Below are 14,962 nucleotides of genomic sequence, written 5' to 3'. Positions count from 1 at the left end.
ATCAGGTTGATAGGTCTGAGGTGGAAGCGTGGTGACACGTGGAGCTGACAGATACTAATAGATCGAGGACTTAACCTATATTCTAATGTGAAGCTTGAACATTGTTATCTAGTTTTGAGAGAACATTTTTAAAATATCTCTTGATTTATTTTCAATACATAGTATAATATCTTTTGTCACTAAATTGTCTGGTGATGATGGCGAAGAGGTCACACCCGTTCCCATACCGAACACGGAAGTTAAGCTCTTCAGCGCCGATGGTAGTTGGGGGTCTCCCCCTGTGAGAGTAGGACATCGCCAGGCTTTCTTCATTCCGCAGTAGCTCAGTGGTAGAGCTATCGGCTGTTAACCGATCGGTCGTAGGTTCGAATCCTACCTGCGGAGCCAATTTGGAGAGCTGTCCGAGTGGCCGAAGGAGCACGATTGGAAATCGTGTAGGCGGTAACCCCGTCTCAAGGGTTCGAATCCCTTGCTCTCCGCCACAATTTACATAATAAAGGGCCCGTTGGTCAAGCGGTTAAGACACCGCCCTTTCACGGCGGTAACACGGGTTCGAATCCCGTACGGGTCACCATTTTATAGAATATACACCAGTATTTTTATTCGGAGGATTAGCTCAGCTGGGAGAGCATCTGCCTTACAAGCAGAGGGTCGGCGGTTCGAGCCCGTCATCCTCCACCATATCTTTTATATCGTCGCGGGGTGGAGCAGTTCGGTAGCTCGTCGGGCTCATAACCCGAAGGTCGCAGGTTCAAATCCTGCCCCCGCAACCAAAATGGTCCGGTAGTTCAGTTGGTTAGAATGCCTGCCTGTCACGCAGGAGGTCGCGGGTTCGAGTCCCGTCCGGACCGCCATTTTCAAAAAGAATACTTGGCTCGGTAGCTCAGTTGGTAGAGCAACGGACTGAAAATCCGTGTGTCGGCGGTTCGATTCCGTCCCGAGCCACCACTATTTGCCGGTGTAGCTCAATTGGTAGAGCAACTGACTTGTAATCAGTAGGTTGGGGGTTCAAGTCCTCTTGCCGGCACTGTTTTTCAAATGTGGAGGGGTAGCGAAGTGGCTAAACGCGGCGGACTGTAAATCCGCTCCCTCCGGGTTCGGCGGTTCGAATCCGCCCCCCTCCACCATTTTTATTTTCATAGGGGCATAGTTTAAAGGTAGAACAGAGGTCTCCAAAACCTCCGGTGTGGGTTCGATTCCTACTGCCCCTGCCAATTTTCTTAATATGATTCATAACATCTATGGCGGTTGTGGCGAAGTGGTTAACGCACCAGATTGTGGCTCTGGCACTCGTGGGTTCGATTCCCATCAATCGCCCCATTTTATTATTGGGCTATAGCCAAGCGGTAAGGCAACGGACTTTGACTCCGTCATGCGTTGGTTCGAATCCAGCTAGCCCAGTTAATTTGCGGAAGTAGTTCAGTGGTAGAACACCACCTTGCCAAGGTGGGGGTCGCGGGTTCGAATCCCGTCTTCCGCTCCAATAATGGCGGCATAGCCAAGTGGTAAGGCAGAGGTCTGCAAAACCTTTATCCCCGGTTCAAATCCGGGTGTCGCCTTTTTTGAAAAGACTGCCGGGGTGGTGGAATTGGCAGACACACAGGACTTAAAATCCTGCGGTAGGTGACTACCGTGCCGGTTCAAGTCCGGCCCTCGGCACCATTATTTTTTATCATAAGTTGCGCTCTTTAATGATCATGCCGGTGTGGCGGAATTGGCAGACGCGCACGACTCAAAATCGTGTTCCTCACGGAGTGCCGGTTCGACCCCGGCCACCGGTATCTATTAAAAGTTTTATGATCGGTATTTTACCGTCAGCCTAACGTTTCACCATTGTGGTGAAACGTTTTTTTGTGGTTAAAACGAGTTATTTAGATGTAAATATAAACTTATTAGAAAATTTTGCAACAGCAGTTAGGCGTTATACCACTCTTATCAAGCAGAGCGTGTAGCTGCCTCCCTTGAAATAAGAAGGACCAATAGAATATGCTAAATGCTGAAGGAAATGAATTCGCCTAGGATTATCTCGATTTTGAACATGGCTTGTGTTTAGATGACTACGGGGAGACATTCTCAGCAGCTGAAAGCGTGTATCATGTTGAAGATCGTTGGGAGAACTACGATAAAATCAAAGAAGTGATTCAAAAGCGTTATATAGATTGGGTGAATCAACGTTAAGGAATCTAGTTTTGTTTCAATAAATAAGAGCTTCTCATCTTTGTACTGTTTCATGTGGACGTTACAATTGGCTATAGGAGATAAATAGAATGAATTTAGAGGGGCGGAGTTGTTATCTTGCAAACGAAGACGATATTACAGACCATCATTGAAGACGAGGGATCACGAGATTATCCGCTTTTTAGACAGTACTGTGAGAGAAAAGAGCAAGGTCTGCGTAAAGATGCGCTTAAAGTTCTTCAGTCCTTTATTGCGGAGATGAAGGAGAACGAGGTTGAAGCAAAGCGTGTATTTGTTGCTTGGCTGTTTGAGTGGATTGAACGGTTTGAGGATGGTCATCATTTGCTTGTGTTTCCATTGGTAAATGAGGTGATTCAGCCCGTTCTGCAAGAGTGGGAGAATGTTGATCCAATGGATGTAAGACCATATCGCTGGCAAGGCTTGTTCGTGCATCAGGGAGAAGGGCTGCCTTACTTATTGAAGGCACTAGAGCTTGGAGGCAGCAAGGAGCAGCGTGTGATAGTTCAAATTTGTGAAACCTATCTATCGGCCTTATGGTATTCGTTTCATCATATACATGAAGATCTTTATTTAAGCACCTATGAGAAAGATCAAGAGCGAATTCAGGGCATTGAAGATGTCATGACACTGATTGAAGATAAGAGGATTCGTACCAATGTTGAAAAACATTCGGTCTACTATAACCAGCTTTTATCGGATTGGAAGGAATTTCAGCAGACGGAGACAAGAGGCTTTATGAAATGGTGTGCGGAGCGTAGGAAGCCCTATGAGTGGGTAGAGGCATTTTATTATCATCAATAGATGAGGAAACGGCAGAATTCATTCTGCCGTTTTTTTACTTATGCCATATTCGCTCTATTTCTACATGATCTGGTCTAAAATATTGCAGAACATAGACATCTGGATTGCTTAGCTGCTCCCACTCCTTGATTCCAATCGTGGGATCGGCGTGTTTTAGAAGCAGGCTCATAATATTGCCATGTGTGGCGAATAAGGTATGATCTTTTCCTAATTTTATTTGTTCATAGAGTGCCTCTACAATACGGTTCATCGCTTCTTGGCTCGATTCTCCGCCTTCACAGGTCATATGTAAGTCCGAAAAACTGAGCTTTAGTTTCTCATACCAATCGTCCATTGGTTTGCTGCTTAACACACGTTCAGAAAGACGCTGATCAATTTGTACCTCGAGCTGTTTCACATGAGCAAGGGGCTCAGTGGTTTGGATCGCTCGTTTATAAGGACTTGAGATGATCTGATTGAGGTGGATACCGGAAAAGAACTGTGCTAGTTCGTGAGATTGTGCGATGCCTTGAGGCGTTAAAGACGCATCCTCGGATTGTCCATTTGCTTGGCAATGTCTGACGATATAATATGTTTTCATGGGGCACACCTCTCATCGAGTATAAAAAAATCATCCAGGATTGGATGAGGATTCATGAAGGTCTAGGTTCATTTGTTCGGATCTGTTTCTTTATAGGGATCTGTTAGCTTCGAGGTTAGGTCTAAGTTGAACAAAAAATCGTCTACGGTGTCTGTGCCAAAGGGAAGTGTGGAGAAGTTGATTGGGATGCTGTCTTCTTGCTTTTCTGAAGTGACCTGCTGTTTAGGCTGCTTTTTTCTCCAGTACTTAAACAAGCGCATGTAAAGCCCCCTTTTCTATGAAAAAGATGGATTTATACATAATATACGGGGAGAGTTGTCCAGGCGTCAAATGTTTTCTTAGAGAACGATGAAAAGAGCCACAGGAAAGTGCAGCTCTTTTTGTACATTTACATAGCACGACGTAATGCTTTCAGCACTTTACGTTCGCATTTTAAGTTATATCGCTTGTGATGGAGTTTATCCGTGTTACATCTGCCAATGACTTGTCTGACATCTGGATGATAAATGATGAGATTCCTGAAAGTTGGATCATTTAATAACGTGTGAAACCAGCTGAATTTTTTGAGATGCGCTGCATTTCTAGAGATATCCTCTTCATCTACCTGTAGAAAAGGGATATACACAGCAAGTGAAAAGATATCGAAAATGAATCCCATTTTGGTTCCTCCCCCCATATTATTTCCTACGCTTAGAAGAAGGAAAGGTTTCATTCAATAAACCTTTAAAAACAATCCCAGTGCATCAACCATTCTTTTTTGTCTTTGTCGTAATAGAAATACATCGTGCCGTTATCACCAATCATAAACCGAGGTTTTTCTTCTGGGGCGATTTGCAGCATGAATTCTCCTGGTTGATGACGGGGTGGGGATTGAATATATGCGCCATATCCATCGATTTTTGTGAATGAATAATTTGTGTATTGCTTAAAGAAGTGTTCTGTCGCTTCCTCACTTTCATTTACTTCTGATAAATCAACATATGACCACGCTTTTTCCCAGCAAGGGAAGTCCTTTTGCTCACTTTCATTCCATTGAATTTGAAAGGGTTTGAGTCCTCTCACTTCTTCTGGAGTCTCAACTACTTCGAATCCTTCCATAGTTGCGTATTCAATAAGCTTCCAGCCTTCGCCGTTTTTGGTGATATCAATCGGAAGTGCTTTCTGATTAAGAAAGATTTGAATCATCTTACATTCATTGAATCCGTTCATTCCTCCTGGCACTTCAGGTAAATAAATTTGTAAGATCGGAATCATGACACCATCTTGATCTGCTGGCCAGCCTTGATCGGGGTGGATGAAGAAATGACTGGCAAACCAGCTGTGTGCTGCTGGATCAGGACGAAAACCGCCAATCTTAGCCACGATGGGTGTTTTTCCCAGTTGTTCTAATTCGTGAAAAGCCTTTATCTCCATTACTTATCCCTCAATCTTTAGCCTGCAATGTGGGCATCTTGAAACGTGCCATTGATATTGCCTGAGACAATGATGACATGTCCCCAAAATAAATCACCGTCATGACAGTACACTTCAAACTCTCCATCTGGGTAAGCATGAAGGCTTTCGAGTGAGATGCGGCTCATAAATTGATCCAGTGTGAGCTCTTCTTGTTTTTCAGCGGAGTCATCTTGTGCCTGCCAGTCTTTAGCTAGTTCAATCAGTTGATTTGCTGCAAATGATTTAATGGAAGAGTTCCATGTGGTCTGCTCTTCCATGAGTTGTCTAGCGGTTCGAAGAGAGTCGTTTACTTTTTCATCTTTTTCGAGGTTGAAGTAGAGCAGGCACTCTTGATTGCTCCATTGGATCGTTGTTTCAAATAAGTCTAGTCCTTTCACTAATTCAAAGGTGCCCAGCATGTCATCATGGTAAAAGACAGGTTTTTGAGCTTCTTCTCGTATCTCTTGAAGCTCTTGATCCTGTGTATCTGTATCGATGAGTGATACAAGCATGAACTCACCTTCACCTTTTCGGACCTGAAGTGTCACGATTGATTCTTTATGTAATTGTGCCTGCTTTTCCCGCAAGCCCTCTTCATCTGTTAACCAGCAGAGCCTTATGTTTTCGGTTGTGATGAGGTCTTTTTCCTTCCATGCAATCAGTGGAATAGAAGCGGTCCAAAGAGATTCCTGTCCGGTTTTTCCTGCGCCTACTCCTGAAGGTCCTGTGACAGCAATGATGTGATCTATTTCTGCTGAAAATCTTTCTTTAAATGCGCTTATTTGTTTGTTATTCTTCATGTGATGTCCTCCAGCCTGCTTTTTGAAAATCTATATCTTTATCACACCGCACATCAGAAGGAGAAATCAAGCTTTTTTTTGCTTAAAACTTTTTTAGATTGACAGAGGGAGAGAAAATACATGGATTGCTGGAGGGTGAGTCACAATAAAAAACAAATGGATTATGTATCGAATTTTGTATAAATTTAGGTGAAAGAGTCGAAAGGCCTAGGTGATTCTTCCTTTTCTTTATAATTACTTTGACACGAATAGATGAAAAAAGTAAAGTAGTACTGAGTGACTTACAAACCCTTCTTCATCCACTAAAACATGAAGTGTGTGTAAATGAAGTGTAAATGGATATTTTTCCTTTTATTTACTCGTATTTTTTTTGAAACCTTTGAAGCTTCTCATACGTTATATTAAAGGAGCACATATGTCCGGCGGAAACAGAGCATCGGAATGCTTGGTGAAGAAGATTTACATTTGCAAAATCAATGTAAATTTTTTATGATTTCATTTATATCAGAACGATAACTAAGAAAGAAGAGGTTTTATGAAAAAAATATTTGCGAACAAATATAGCTTTTTTGTATTGGCTGTCCTTTTATTTTGGGCGAAATCGTACGCTGCCTACAAAATGGACTTTAATTTAGGAGTGAAAGGTTCTTTTCAAGAGGGGCTTCTCTTATTAAATCCATTTAGTTCAGCCATTGTGTTTTTGGGACTGGCTCTCTTTTTGAAGGGTCGTAAATCTGCCATTGTTTTAATTGTTATTGACTTTATTATGACCGCACTTTTATATGCGAATGTAGCGTACTACCGTTTCTTTGATGACTTTTTGACTTTCTCCACAATGAAGCAAGCAGGCAATCTTGGAGGAGGCATGACTGGCGGTGTATTATCTAGTATTAAGCCGCATGACCTTTTGTATTTCCTTGATATCATTATCTTGATTGCGATTGTGATTTGGAGACCAGAAGTGAAAAAATTCCAAATGAAAAAGACATTTGCACTGCTGATTGTGGCTGCAGGTGTAGGACTGTTTTTTGTAAACCTTCATTTAGCTGAAAAGGACCGTCCAGAATTATTAACAAGAACATTTGATCACAAGTATGTTGTCAAATACTTAGGTGTTTATAATTATACGATTTATGACGGAGTACAATCAGCACAAAATGCAACACAGGTAGCAAATGCGAGCAGTGAAGATTTAACGGATGTTGTAAACTATACGGCTTCTCACTATGCGAAGCCAAACGCAGAGTATTTTGGTAAAGCAAAAGGGAAAAACATCATTAAAATCCATTTAGAAAGCTTCCAGTCTTTCTTAATTGACTACAAACTAAATGGAGAAGAAGTGACGCCGTTTTTAAACAAACTAGCTCATGGTAAAGAGGATTTTACGTATTTCGACAACTTCTTCCATCAGACAGGTCAAGGAAAGACAGCTGATGCTGAGCTAATGATGGATAATAGTATGTTCGGCTTGCCAGAGGGAGCAGCGTTTGTGACAAAAGGTGAAAATACTTACCAATCACTCCCTGCCATCCTAGATCAAAAAGCAGGCTATACGAGCGCAGTGCTTCACGGGGACTATAAATCTTTCTGGAACCGTGACACGATTTATAAGCATATGGGATATGATCAATTCTTCGATGCTTCATATTACAACATGGATGAAGAAAATCTTGTGAATATGGGTCTGAAGGATAAACCATTCTTCAAAGAATCAATCCCGATGCTAGAATCAATGAAAAAGCCATTTTATGCACATTTAATGACATTGACTAATCACTATCCATTTAATTTAGATGAAAAAGATGCGACAATTGCTAAGGCAACAACTGGTGACAAAACAGTAGATAACTACTTCCAAACAGCAAGATATCTAGATGAGTCATTAGAGCAATTCTTTAAAGACTTGAAAAAATCAGGTATGTATAAAGACTCGGTCATTTTATTATATGGTGATCACAACGGTATTTCTGAAAACCATAACCGTGCAATGAGCGAAATTCAAGGGAAAGAAATTACACCTTATCAAAATGCACAAAACCAGCGTGTACCACTCATGATTCGTATTCCTGGCAAACAGGGCGGCGTGAACCATACGTATGGTGGTGAAGTAGACGTGATGCCTACGCTTCTTCACTTACAAGGTATTGATTCAAATGAGTATGTGAATTTTGGAACAGATCTATTCTCTAAGAAGCATGATCAAACTGTTGCATTCCGTAACGGAAACTATGTGACACCAAAATATACACTCGTAGATAACACTGTCTACGATACAAAAACAGGTAAAGTTGTGAAACAAAATAAAAAGACAGAGGCGATTAAAGCCCGTGTCGATAATCAGTTAAGCCTTTCAGATAAAGTGCTTTATAGGGATCTTCTTCGATTCCATAAGCTGTCTGACTTTAAACCAGTGAATCCATCTGATTATTTCTATGGTAAATCAAAAGAAAAAGAAGAGGATTCTTCTGCTAAGTAACTGAGTTTTGGGCAAGCACAGAAGGGTGCTTGCCTTTTTCTCTCTCACCGCTTGATTTGTTGGCAAAATATGTTTATATTTAGGGTGATACAAGCGTGATGCTGGCGTGCAGCTGGCGGAACTCATTTCGTCCTAGGGGATTTCAGGAGGAGCTTATGACAACAAATACAAAAACACAAAAAAAGAAATCAGAAGTATGGGGCTGGCTCAAAGCGATCTTAATCGCATTCATCGCTGTTTTTATCATTCGTAACTTTTTATTCGCACCGTACATTGTAAAAGGGACCTCTATGGATCCAACATTGCATAATACAGAGCGGGTTTTTGTGAATAAAACGGTTGATTACTTCGGCGATTACAAACGGGGACAGATCATTGTTCTTGATGGGGAAGATCGCAGCACTCATTATGTAAAACGATTAATTGGTTTACCCGGTGATAAAATTGAAATGAAAAATGACCAGCTATATGTCAATGGACAAAAAGTGGCGGAGCCTTACTTAGCGTCAAACAAAAAGAAAGCAGCCGCAGATGGGACCTTGCTGACACCTGATTTTGGTCCTCTTACTGTTCCAAAAGGAAAGTATTTTGTCATGGGTGACAATCGTCAAAACTCAATGGACAGCCGCAATGGCTTAGGTCTTTTTACAAAGAGTGATATTCAAGGAACCACTTCATTTGTGTTTTACCCTTTCCAAGACATTCGACTACTCAATGATTAATGACTCATAAAAAAAAGCACACAGAGGTGTGCTTTTTCTATTTCATTCAGCATGGCTTTTTGTGATCGCCTGTTCAAGATCTGCAAGGATGTCTTCAATCGCTTCTGTTCCAACAGATAAACGAATGAGTTCTGGTGTGACGCCTGTCGCTTTTTGTTCTGCTTCACTTAATTGTTGATGTGTTGTGCTGGCAGGATGAATGATCAGTGATTTAGAATCGCCGACATTTGCGAGGTGTGAGAAAAGCTTAACGGAATCAATGAGCTTTTTACCAGCAGCTCGCCCACCTTTAATACCGAATGTGAGAATGGCGCCTTGTCCTTTTGGCAAATAGGTTTGAGCAAGCTCATAAGATTCATGGCTTTCAAGACCTGGGTAGCTTACCCAATCTACAAGAGGGTGATCTTGTAAAAATTGCGCTGTTTTTAACGCATTTTCACTATGACGCTCGAGACGCAAATGCAAAGTTTCTAGGCCTTGCAGAAGTAAAAATGAGTTGAAAGGTGACAAGGCTGCTCCTAAATCCCGTAAGAGCTGCACACGTGCTTTTGTGATATAAGCGGCTTCTCCAATTGCTTCGGTATACGTCAGGCCGTGGTAACTTGGATCTGGTTCAGTCAGCCCTTTGAACTTATCACTGTCAGCCCAAGGAAACTGGCCGCTATCGACAATGACACCGCCGATTGATGTACCATGACCGCCAATGAATTTCGTAGCGGAATGGACGACAATGTCTGCACCAAACTCGATCGGTCTTAATAAATAGGGGCTTGCGAGCGTATTGTCCACAATAAGCGGAATATGGTGCTTGTGTGCAATGGCTGAGACGGCTTCAATATGTAGAATGTCGCCTTTAGGATTCCCAATGCTTTCTGCATACACTGCCTTCGTTTTGTCTGTAATCGCTGCTTCGAGTTCTTCCAAGTTGGATGAATCAACAAATTTCACTGTAATGCCGAGCTTTTTGAGTGTATGGGCAAATAAATTGTACGTGCCTCCATAAAGGCTGCTGGAGGATACAATTTCGTCACCAGCTCCTGCAATGTTTAAAATAGAATAAGTTGTCGCTGCTTGTCCAGAAGAGACAGCAAGTGCACCAATGCCGCCCTCAAGCTCAGCGATCCGTTTTTCAAAGACGTCATTTGTAGGGTTCATAATGCGAGAATAAATATTTCCGGGTTCCTGCAGTCCAAATAAATTCGCCGCATGCTCACTATCTCTAAAACCGAAAGAGCTTGTTTGGTAAATAGGCACGGCTCTTGAATAGGTTGCTGAATCAAGCTCCTGACCTGCGTGAATGGCTTTTGTTTCTAAACGGAATGGACGTTCTTCTGACATGTGTGTATCCTCCTTTTGTTAGATAAAACCAACTACTTTGATAAGAAATATTTAATAAGACTATAAATCTTGTTTCATGCCTGGTCAATCATTTTTTAGATAAATCTGAAAAAATAATCAATAAAGTTGATGAACTTTTTTATTTCAATTGGAAGGGTGTATATGTTGGTGAAAAGAGAGATTGTTTCCTTAGAGAGTGCGGATCAGTTTTTTTAGAAAGCAGCAAATCATTCAAGTGTTGTTTGAAAAGATCATGCTCGCCATCGTTTTAGATGAATTCTATAAGCGATTAATCTAATTTGAAGCACAAAGAATGCCAGCTGGTGGAATCATGGGGAAAGCCTATGCTGTAGGTTGCTTTTTCATAGAAAGGAGCGTGTCATATGTTGGATGTTACTCAAGAAGGCAAGGGCTTTTTTCCCAATGATTTCTCTTGTATATACATATTTTAAGTGACAAGAGAAGAAGGAAAATATGCTCACTTTTTTGTCGGAATTATCAGTAAATATTTCATAAATGGAGTTATAACGACATATAATCAGGACTTTTATATCTGATATATCGGGGGAATTCTTTCTATCTCACAAAAAAGAAAGAATATATAAAGGAGATGATAAAAATGGCCTATTTCAAAAAAAGAAGAAAAAAGATGGTTTAATTGACATTATATGGGTTTGGTGGTTCTTATGGAGTGAAAAAACCTAGTTAATAAGAGAGGGGTTATACACTTAAAAGTGAATAATTGAATAAAAAGTCACATTTTACCCAAAAGTATGTTCGGTCAAAAATGGGATCTTCTGTTGATGTTTGGAGAGTGACGCCTATGATACGATCATCATAAGCTGGGAGGTGAAAAGTATGACTTATGCAGCGCCGCAAGTTGACTATTCCACTATGGAACCTGCTATTATGGATCAAGCTTGGTTCTTAGTATTTGTTGCTGTCCTTCTTGGATTGGGAGCAACAGTTGTTCTAGGAGCAGCAGTTTGGTGTTTAGCAAACGGCAAGGGTAGCTTTACAGGAGCCGTTCAGTGGGAAAGTGGCTTAAAAGTCCAAATTGAATGTAAGTAGCTATACTTAGGATTCATCTTTTTACTTCTATGAAATGACACCAGGGCTAAACCGTCTGTGGCGGGCGGTTTAGCCTGATCTGTTTTTAAAGAATATGCAGACACTTGGAGGTTATATGTTTACGATCGAGAATTTAACTAAGACGTATAAAAATAACGTGACTGCTGTCAATGATTTTCATCTACAGATCGACCCTCATCAAATCGTTGCTGTTGCTGGACCGAATGGTTCCGGTAAAACAACGATGATTAACTGTATACTCGGCATCATTAAGCATACAGAAGGAACGATTCTCTTGCAGGACGTCACAAATGACGAACCATCCTTTAAAAAACAAGTAGCCTATGTTCCAGATGATCTGCTACTCCCTGAAGCTTTGACTGGTGCTGAATATTTAGATTTTGTTTCTTCTATGTATGAATGTAAAACAATTCATAGAAGAAATCAACTAATTGAACTGTTTGATATGGACTCGGCTTTATCAAGACCGATCGAAACCTATTCACATGGTATGAAAAAAAAGACACAGCTGATTGCCGCCTTTATGCTTGATAGTCAATTGGTGATCATGGATGAGCCCTTTAGAGGACTTGATATTGAAGCGGTTATAAACACAAAGAAACTGATGAAGCGTTATGCCGAGCACCATGGTGCGATCTTGCTTTCAACGCATGATATGCTTTCAGCGGAAGAGCTGTGCCACAAAATCGCCATTATTTCTAAGGGAAATAAAATGGATGAAGGAACGGTCTCAGCCTTAAAGGAGAAGTATCAATCAAGCACATTGGAACAGGTGTTTCTGAAAGCTTCAATGTTAAGTGATAGGGGTGCACATTTTGATGAAATCATTAATCATTTCTAGAATGATGCTTAAAATGTGGCAGCAGGAGATGTATAAGCTCTTTGATACTCAGACGAAGCGGATCATTGTGATCTTATTCTTTTTGTTTGCCGTCACAATGGGCGCCATCATCGGATACAGTTTTACGGGTGTCTTTATGAAGGCTTTCTTAAATGGAGATGAACGTTCACTTGGATTACTCGTTGTGTCAATGGCGATCAATGCATCCATATTTACAAGCTTGTTATTCATTTTGATCAAGGTCAGAACGCCTGAGCAAGACCGTTTTTCTATGCAGCTCAGCTGGTTCCCGCTTTCTACCTTTCAGAAAAGCCTTGGATACTTTATTCCGATGGTGACAGTGGTGGCAGGACTTGTGTTATTTTTTATCGGTATCCTGCTTTTACCTAACTTTATTGCCCAGGGAATAGGTATTTTCTTTATCTTTACGTTCTTTTTAATGGTGATTTTGCAATCGCTTTTTGTCTTAATGCTTCTGCAACTCATTTATAATATTACCTATTTGGTCGTTCTGAAATTAAAATTACCGTTGCAAAAATTTGCAGCGATCTTTGTTTTATTAGCACTGGTTGTGGCGTATGGAATGACGCATTTTGATATCAGTCAAATTCAGCAATCATATATACAGTTTGATTATCATTTGATGTATTTTACAGCACCGTTTTTCTTAGCGGCTCAAGGAATGTCTCCTGAAGGGGTAAATTATGCAATCTTGATCCTGTTCATCCTTTTATCGGCGGGCGGCGCATTTCTTTCTCTTGCGATGATGCCAATTATGGCAGAGAAAAAAGCGTTAACCTTTTTAAACAAACTGCCGTTCTCTTCTTCAAAAAAATGGTCACTTATTGTAAAGGAAATGAAATCACAGGTGCGAAATGAAGAAAACATTTTAAACTTTCTCATTCTCCTCATTGTGATCTTATTCGTCCGTTATCAGTTTGGATTCCGCTTTGAAGAAGAAGCGTTTTTTGTTCTCTGCGCTCTTGCTGGATTAACCGCCTTCAATTCATTTGGCAATGATAAACGAATGCTGGGGATGTACAAAACATTTGGCCTAAGATCGTGGGAAGTGGCTCTGTATAAGTTTATCGGGCTTTTGCTTGTTGGTATACTGCAAATTGCGTTATTCATGCTGACAACGCTGACGCTTCCTGATCAGATTTGGAACGTATTGATTGGGGCTGCTGTTTTATGCAATGCCACTGCGCTTTTTTATGTGGTAGGTATTTTACTTCCGCTTGACCGAAACAATCCCTACACAGGTATTTTTTCATTTGGAGCACTTATTTTACTCATGATTCCGATTGTTTTTATTGGAAACTATGTCATAGGGGAGTCGAGTCAAACACTTCAGTGGCTGCTTGTAGCTGCATTTGAAGGTCTGCTCATCTTTGCCATATACAAAGGTTTTTCATGGAGGTATTCACATGATTCAACTTCTTAACAATAAGCTAAAGATTGAGCGGGTACCGGCACTCGCGCCGTATGTGACCTTACAAAAGAGGCATCTCACTGATACGCAGTATGGAAGCACACTCCCGATTAATGAAAGTGCCTATCATATGTTAACGAAAGTAGATGGCAAAAGGACAGAAGCAAGTATTACCGCAGAGCTCGCCGATTTGTTTCAGGTCGATGAATCTGTGATTTCTCGTGACTTTTATCAACTGATAATGGGGTTAAATCAGCATCACTTGCTGTCTATTCATTATCAATCACCATATCGGATTGTGACAGCCTGTTGTCAATTTTTCAAACAGTATCAAGTGAAAATGAAGGAACGATTTGATTGCACTGGTCACTCGTTCCTGCACATTTTGGGGACGGCTTTGCTCATGGTGACGCGTAAAATCATCTTTTTCTGGATGCTTTTTATGGTCATGGCAGGGATCGCTTTTTTATTCATTCCTGATCAGTCGATTGCAGCCATTGCGATTTATTTTACTATTATTTATTTTGGATTAATTACCGGGACCGCCTTACATGAGGGAGCACACGGCTATGCGCATCGGAAATTTGCGGGACGGGATGGTCCTCAAGGCTTTTTTGCGAGTGATATGATGTCTGTGAAATTTGTGAGACCTGTATTAGATCCGTTTCAGAAAAAGCAAGTATGGATTACTCTGCTTGGGCCGCTTGTCCCGGGTGTGATCGGGGCAGCAGGGATCATTGTGACCGTATTATTTCTGAAAGAAAATCCAATTTCGACAGGTTTCTTTATTTTTTCAATCACGTATTTTATTCAATTACTCTATCTTCTTCCATTTATGGGGGATGGTAAATCCATTATGAAGCAGCTATTGCTTGGGGGAATGGGAGGACAACGATCATGAACGTACAGGCGATGAAACAAGGCGCTATTGTTGGTGGCTTTCTAGGATTTTTAGGCTTTCCGATGCTGACAATTGGTGTATTGTTCTATCATTTATTTCAATCAAAAACGAATGATGCCTTATTATTTAACAGTCTCGCTTTTGAGATGGAAGGTTCATCCGCATTTACTTTTCAGATCAAGCCAAACTTTTTTATTTATATGATTGTGATTTTTGCCGCGAGTTTTCTCATTGTGGCTTTCTTATCAGCAATGAAGCAGAAAAAAGCAAAAGATTAGGAGAATCCTCCTAATCTTTTTTTGTATAATCAACCAAATTTTAGTATAATAGAAAAACATCAAAGGAG

The 14,962-nt window shown here is 40.9% G+C and carries 14 protein-coding genes, 16 tRNA genes and 1 rRNA gene; 25 read left to right on the top strand and 6 right to left on the bottom strand.

Translation table 11 applies throughout. The features are described 5' to 3' along the window. Positions 1-187 precede the first annotated feature (187 nt). The 18 genes from rrf to C6Y07_RS14655 all read left to right on the top strand — a co-directional run bounded on the left by rrf (position 188) and on the right by C6Y07_RS14655 (position 3,000). A 5S ribosomal RNA gene (rrf, locus tag C6Y07_RS14740) occupies positions 188-303 on the top strand. A gap of 9 nt (positions 304-312) precedes the next feature. Further along, a tRNA-Asn gene (locus tag C6Y07_RS14735) sits at positions 313-387 on the top strand. 4 nt (positions 388-391) lie between these two features. Then, positions 392-482: transfer RNA gene (locus C6Y07_RS14730), tRNA-Ser, on the top strand. Between the two features lie 17 nt (positions 483-499). Continuing rightward, a tRNA-Glu gene (locus C6Y07_RS14725) sits at positions 500-574 on the top strand. 31 nt (positions 575-605) lie between these two features. After that, positions 606-681, top strand: a tRNA-Val gene (locus tag C6Y07_RS14720). Between the two features lie 15 nt (positions 682-696). Next, positions 697-773: transfer RNA gene (locus C6Y07_RS14715), tRNA-Met, on the top strand. A 4-nt stretch (positions 774-777) separates the two neighbouring features. Then, positions 778-854 (top strand) — tRNA-Asp (locus C6Y07_RS14710). Positions 855-872: 18 nt separating this feature from the next. Then, positions 873-948 (top strand) — tRNA-Phe (locus tag C6Y07_RS14705). A 6-nt stretch (positions 949-954) separates the two neighbouring features. Further along, positions 955-1,027, top strand: a tRNA-Thr gene (locus tag C6Y07_RS14700). 15 nt (positions 1,028-1,042) lie between these two features. After that, positions 1,043-1,127: transfer RNA gene (locus tag C6Y07_RS14695), tRNA-Tyr, on the top strand. A gap of 13 nt (positions 1,128-1,140) precedes the next feature. Beyond that, positions 1,141-1,214, top strand: a tRNA-Trp gene (locus C6Y07_RS14690). A 30-nt stretch (positions 1,215-1,244) separates the two neighbouring features. Beyond that, a tRNA-His gene (locus C6Y07_RS14685) sits at positions 1,245-1,320 on the top strand. Positions 1,321-1,329: 9 nt separating this feature from the next. After that, a tRNA-Gln gene (locus C6Y07_RS14680) sits at positions 1,330-1,401 on the top strand. A 7-nt stretch (positions 1,402-1,408) separates the two neighbouring features. Further along, positions 1,409-1,483 (top strand) — tRNA-Gly (locus tag C6Y07_RS14675). Positions 1,484-1,488: 5 nt separating this feature from the next. Further along, positions 1,489-1,559 (top strand) — tRNA-Cys (locus tag C6Y07_RS14670). A gap of 14 nt (positions 1,560-1,573) precedes the next feature. Then, positions 1,574-1,662 (top strand) — tRNA-Leu (locus tag C6Y07_RS14665). A gap of 37 nt (positions 1,663-1,699) precedes the next feature. Next, a tRNA-Leu gene (locus C6Y07_RS14660) sits at positions 1,700-1,781 on the top strand. A 514-nt stretch (positions 1,782-2,295) separates the two neighbouring features. Beyond that, positions 2,296-3,000, top strand: a complete 705-nt coding sequence (locus C6Y07_RS14655; protein WP_066031125.1) for a hypothetical protein — start codon at positions 2,296-2,298, stop codon at positions 2,998-3,000. Positions 3,001-3,034: 34 nt separating this feature from the next. On the opposite strand, the gene C6Y07_RS14650 is transcribed toward C6Y07_RS14655, so the two are convergent. The 5 genes from C6Y07_RS14650 to C6Y07_RS14630 all read right to left on the bottom strand — a co-directional run bounded on the left by C6Y07_RS14650 (position 3,035) and on the right by C6Y07_RS14630 (position 5,814). Continuing rightward, complete coding sequence (locus tag C6Y07_RS14650) at positions 3,035-3,580, bottom strand: histidine phosphatase family protein (RefSeq protein WP_034663840.1); 546 nt, start codon at positions 3,578-3,580, stop codon at positions 3,035-3,037. Positions 3,581-3,648: 68 nt separating this feature from the next. Then, positions 3,649-3,840: a hypothetical protein gene (locus tag C6Y07_RS14645; protein ID WP_034663839.1), complete on the bottom strand. Its 192-nt coding sequence runs from the start codon at positions 3,838-3,840 to the stop codon at positions 3,649-3,651. 128 nt (positions 3,841-3,968) lie between these two features. Then, positions 3,969-4,238, bottom strand: a complete 270-nt coding sequence (locus C6Y07_RS14640; RefSeq protein ID WP_034663836.1) for a hypothetical protein — start codon at positions 4,236-4,238, stop codon at positions 3,969-3,971. A 65-nt stretch (positions 4,239-4,303) separates the two neighbouring features. Beyond that, positions 4,304-4,993, bottom strand: a complete 690-nt coding sequence (locus C6Y07_RS14635; protein WP_060595829.1) for a DUF1963 domain-containing protein — start codon at positions 4,991-4,993, stop codon at positions 4,304-4,306. A gap of 17 nt (positions 4,994-5,010) precedes the next feature. Continuing rightward, positions 5,011-5,814: a DUF2262 domain-containing protein gene (locus C6Y07_RS14630; RefSeq protein WP_106156951.1), complete on the bottom strand. Its 804-nt coding sequence runs from the start codon at positions 5,812-5,814 to the stop codon at positions 5,011-5,013. A gap of 535 nt (positions 5,815-6,349) precedes the next feature. Here C6Y07_RS14630 and ltaS point away from each other — a divergent pair. Next, the gene (gene ltaS, locus C6Y07_RS14625) at positions 6,350-8,290 is read left to right on the top strand and encodes a lipoteichoic acid synthase (protein ID WP_034663829.1); all 1,941 of its coding nucleotides are present in this window, start codon (positions 6,350-6,352) and stop codon (positions 8,288-8,290) included. 155 nt (positions 8,291-8,445) lie between these two features. Next, the gene (gene lepB / locus C6Y07_RS14620) at positions 8,446-9,012 is read left to right on the top strand and encodes a signal peptidase I (protein ID WP_060595832.1); all 567 of its coding nucleotides are present in this window, start codon (positions 8,446-8,448) and stop codon (positions 9,010-9,012) included. A 42-nt stretch (positions 9,013-9,054) separates the two neighbouring features. Here the strand turns inward: lepB and C6Y07_RS14615 are convergent, their stop codons facing one another. After that, entirely contained in the window at positions 9,055-10,350 is a 1,296-nt protein-coding gene (locus C6Y07_RS14615) for a homocysteine synthase (protein WP_060595833.1), read from the bottom strand. Positions 10,351-11,208: 858 nt separating this feature from the next. Between C6Y07_RS14615 and C6Y07_RS14610 the strand changes: the two genes are divergently transcribed. The 5 genes from C6Y07_RS14610 to C6Y07_RS14590 all read left to right on the top strand — a co-directional run bounded on the left by C6Y07_RS14610 (position 11,209) and on the right by C6Y07_RS14590 (position 14,894). Then, on the top strand, positions 11,209-11,421 hold the full coding sequence (locus tag C6Y07_RS14610; RefSeq protein WP_003211695.1) for a hypothetical protein: 213 nt from the start codon (positions 11,209-11,211) through the stop codon (positions 11,419-11,421). A 115-nt stretch (positions 11,422-11,536) separates the two neighbouring features. Then, complete coding sequence (locus tag C6Y07_RS14605) at positions 11,537-12,283, top strand: ABC transporter ATP-binding protein (RefSeq protein WP_034663820.1); 747 nt, start codon at positions 11,537-11,539, stop codon at positions 12,281-12,283. Beyond that, a complete protein-coding gene (locus tag C6Y07_RS14600) occupies positions 12,261-13,727 on the top strand; it encodes a hypothetical protein (protein WP_060595834.1) in 1,467 nt (488 codons plus the stop codon). The genes C6Y07_RS14605 and C6Y07_RS14600 overlap by 23 nt, the downstream gene beginning before the upstream one ends. Further along, positions 13,711-14,616 carry a PqqD family protein gene (locus C6Y07_RS14595; protein ID WP_106156949.1) on the top strand — a complete coding sequence of 302 codons (906 nt, stop codon included), beginning with the start codon at positions 13,711-13,713 and terminating at the stop codon, positions 14,614-14,616. Before C6Y07_RS14600 ends, C6Y07_RS14595 begins: the two co-directional genes overlap by 17 nt. Then, positions 14,613-14,894: a hypothetical protein gene (locus tag C6Y07_RS14590; RefSeq protein WP_060595836.1), complete on the top strand. Its 282-nt coding sequence runs from the start codon at positions 14,613-14,615 to the stop codon at positions 14,892-14,894. Before C6Y07_RS14595 ends, C6Y07_RS14590 begins: the two co-directional genes overlap by 4 nt. Positions 14,895-14,962: the final 68 nt, after the last annotated feature.

Source organism: Bacillus sp. LNXM12-1, from assembly GCF_003004375.1.
Taxonomy (GTDB): domain Bacteria; phylum Bacillota; class Bacilli; order Bacillales; family Bacillaceae; genus Bacillus.
The sequence above is the reverse complement of the archived record's forward strand: the minus strand, read 5'-3'. Positions and strand labels throughout refer to the sequence as shown.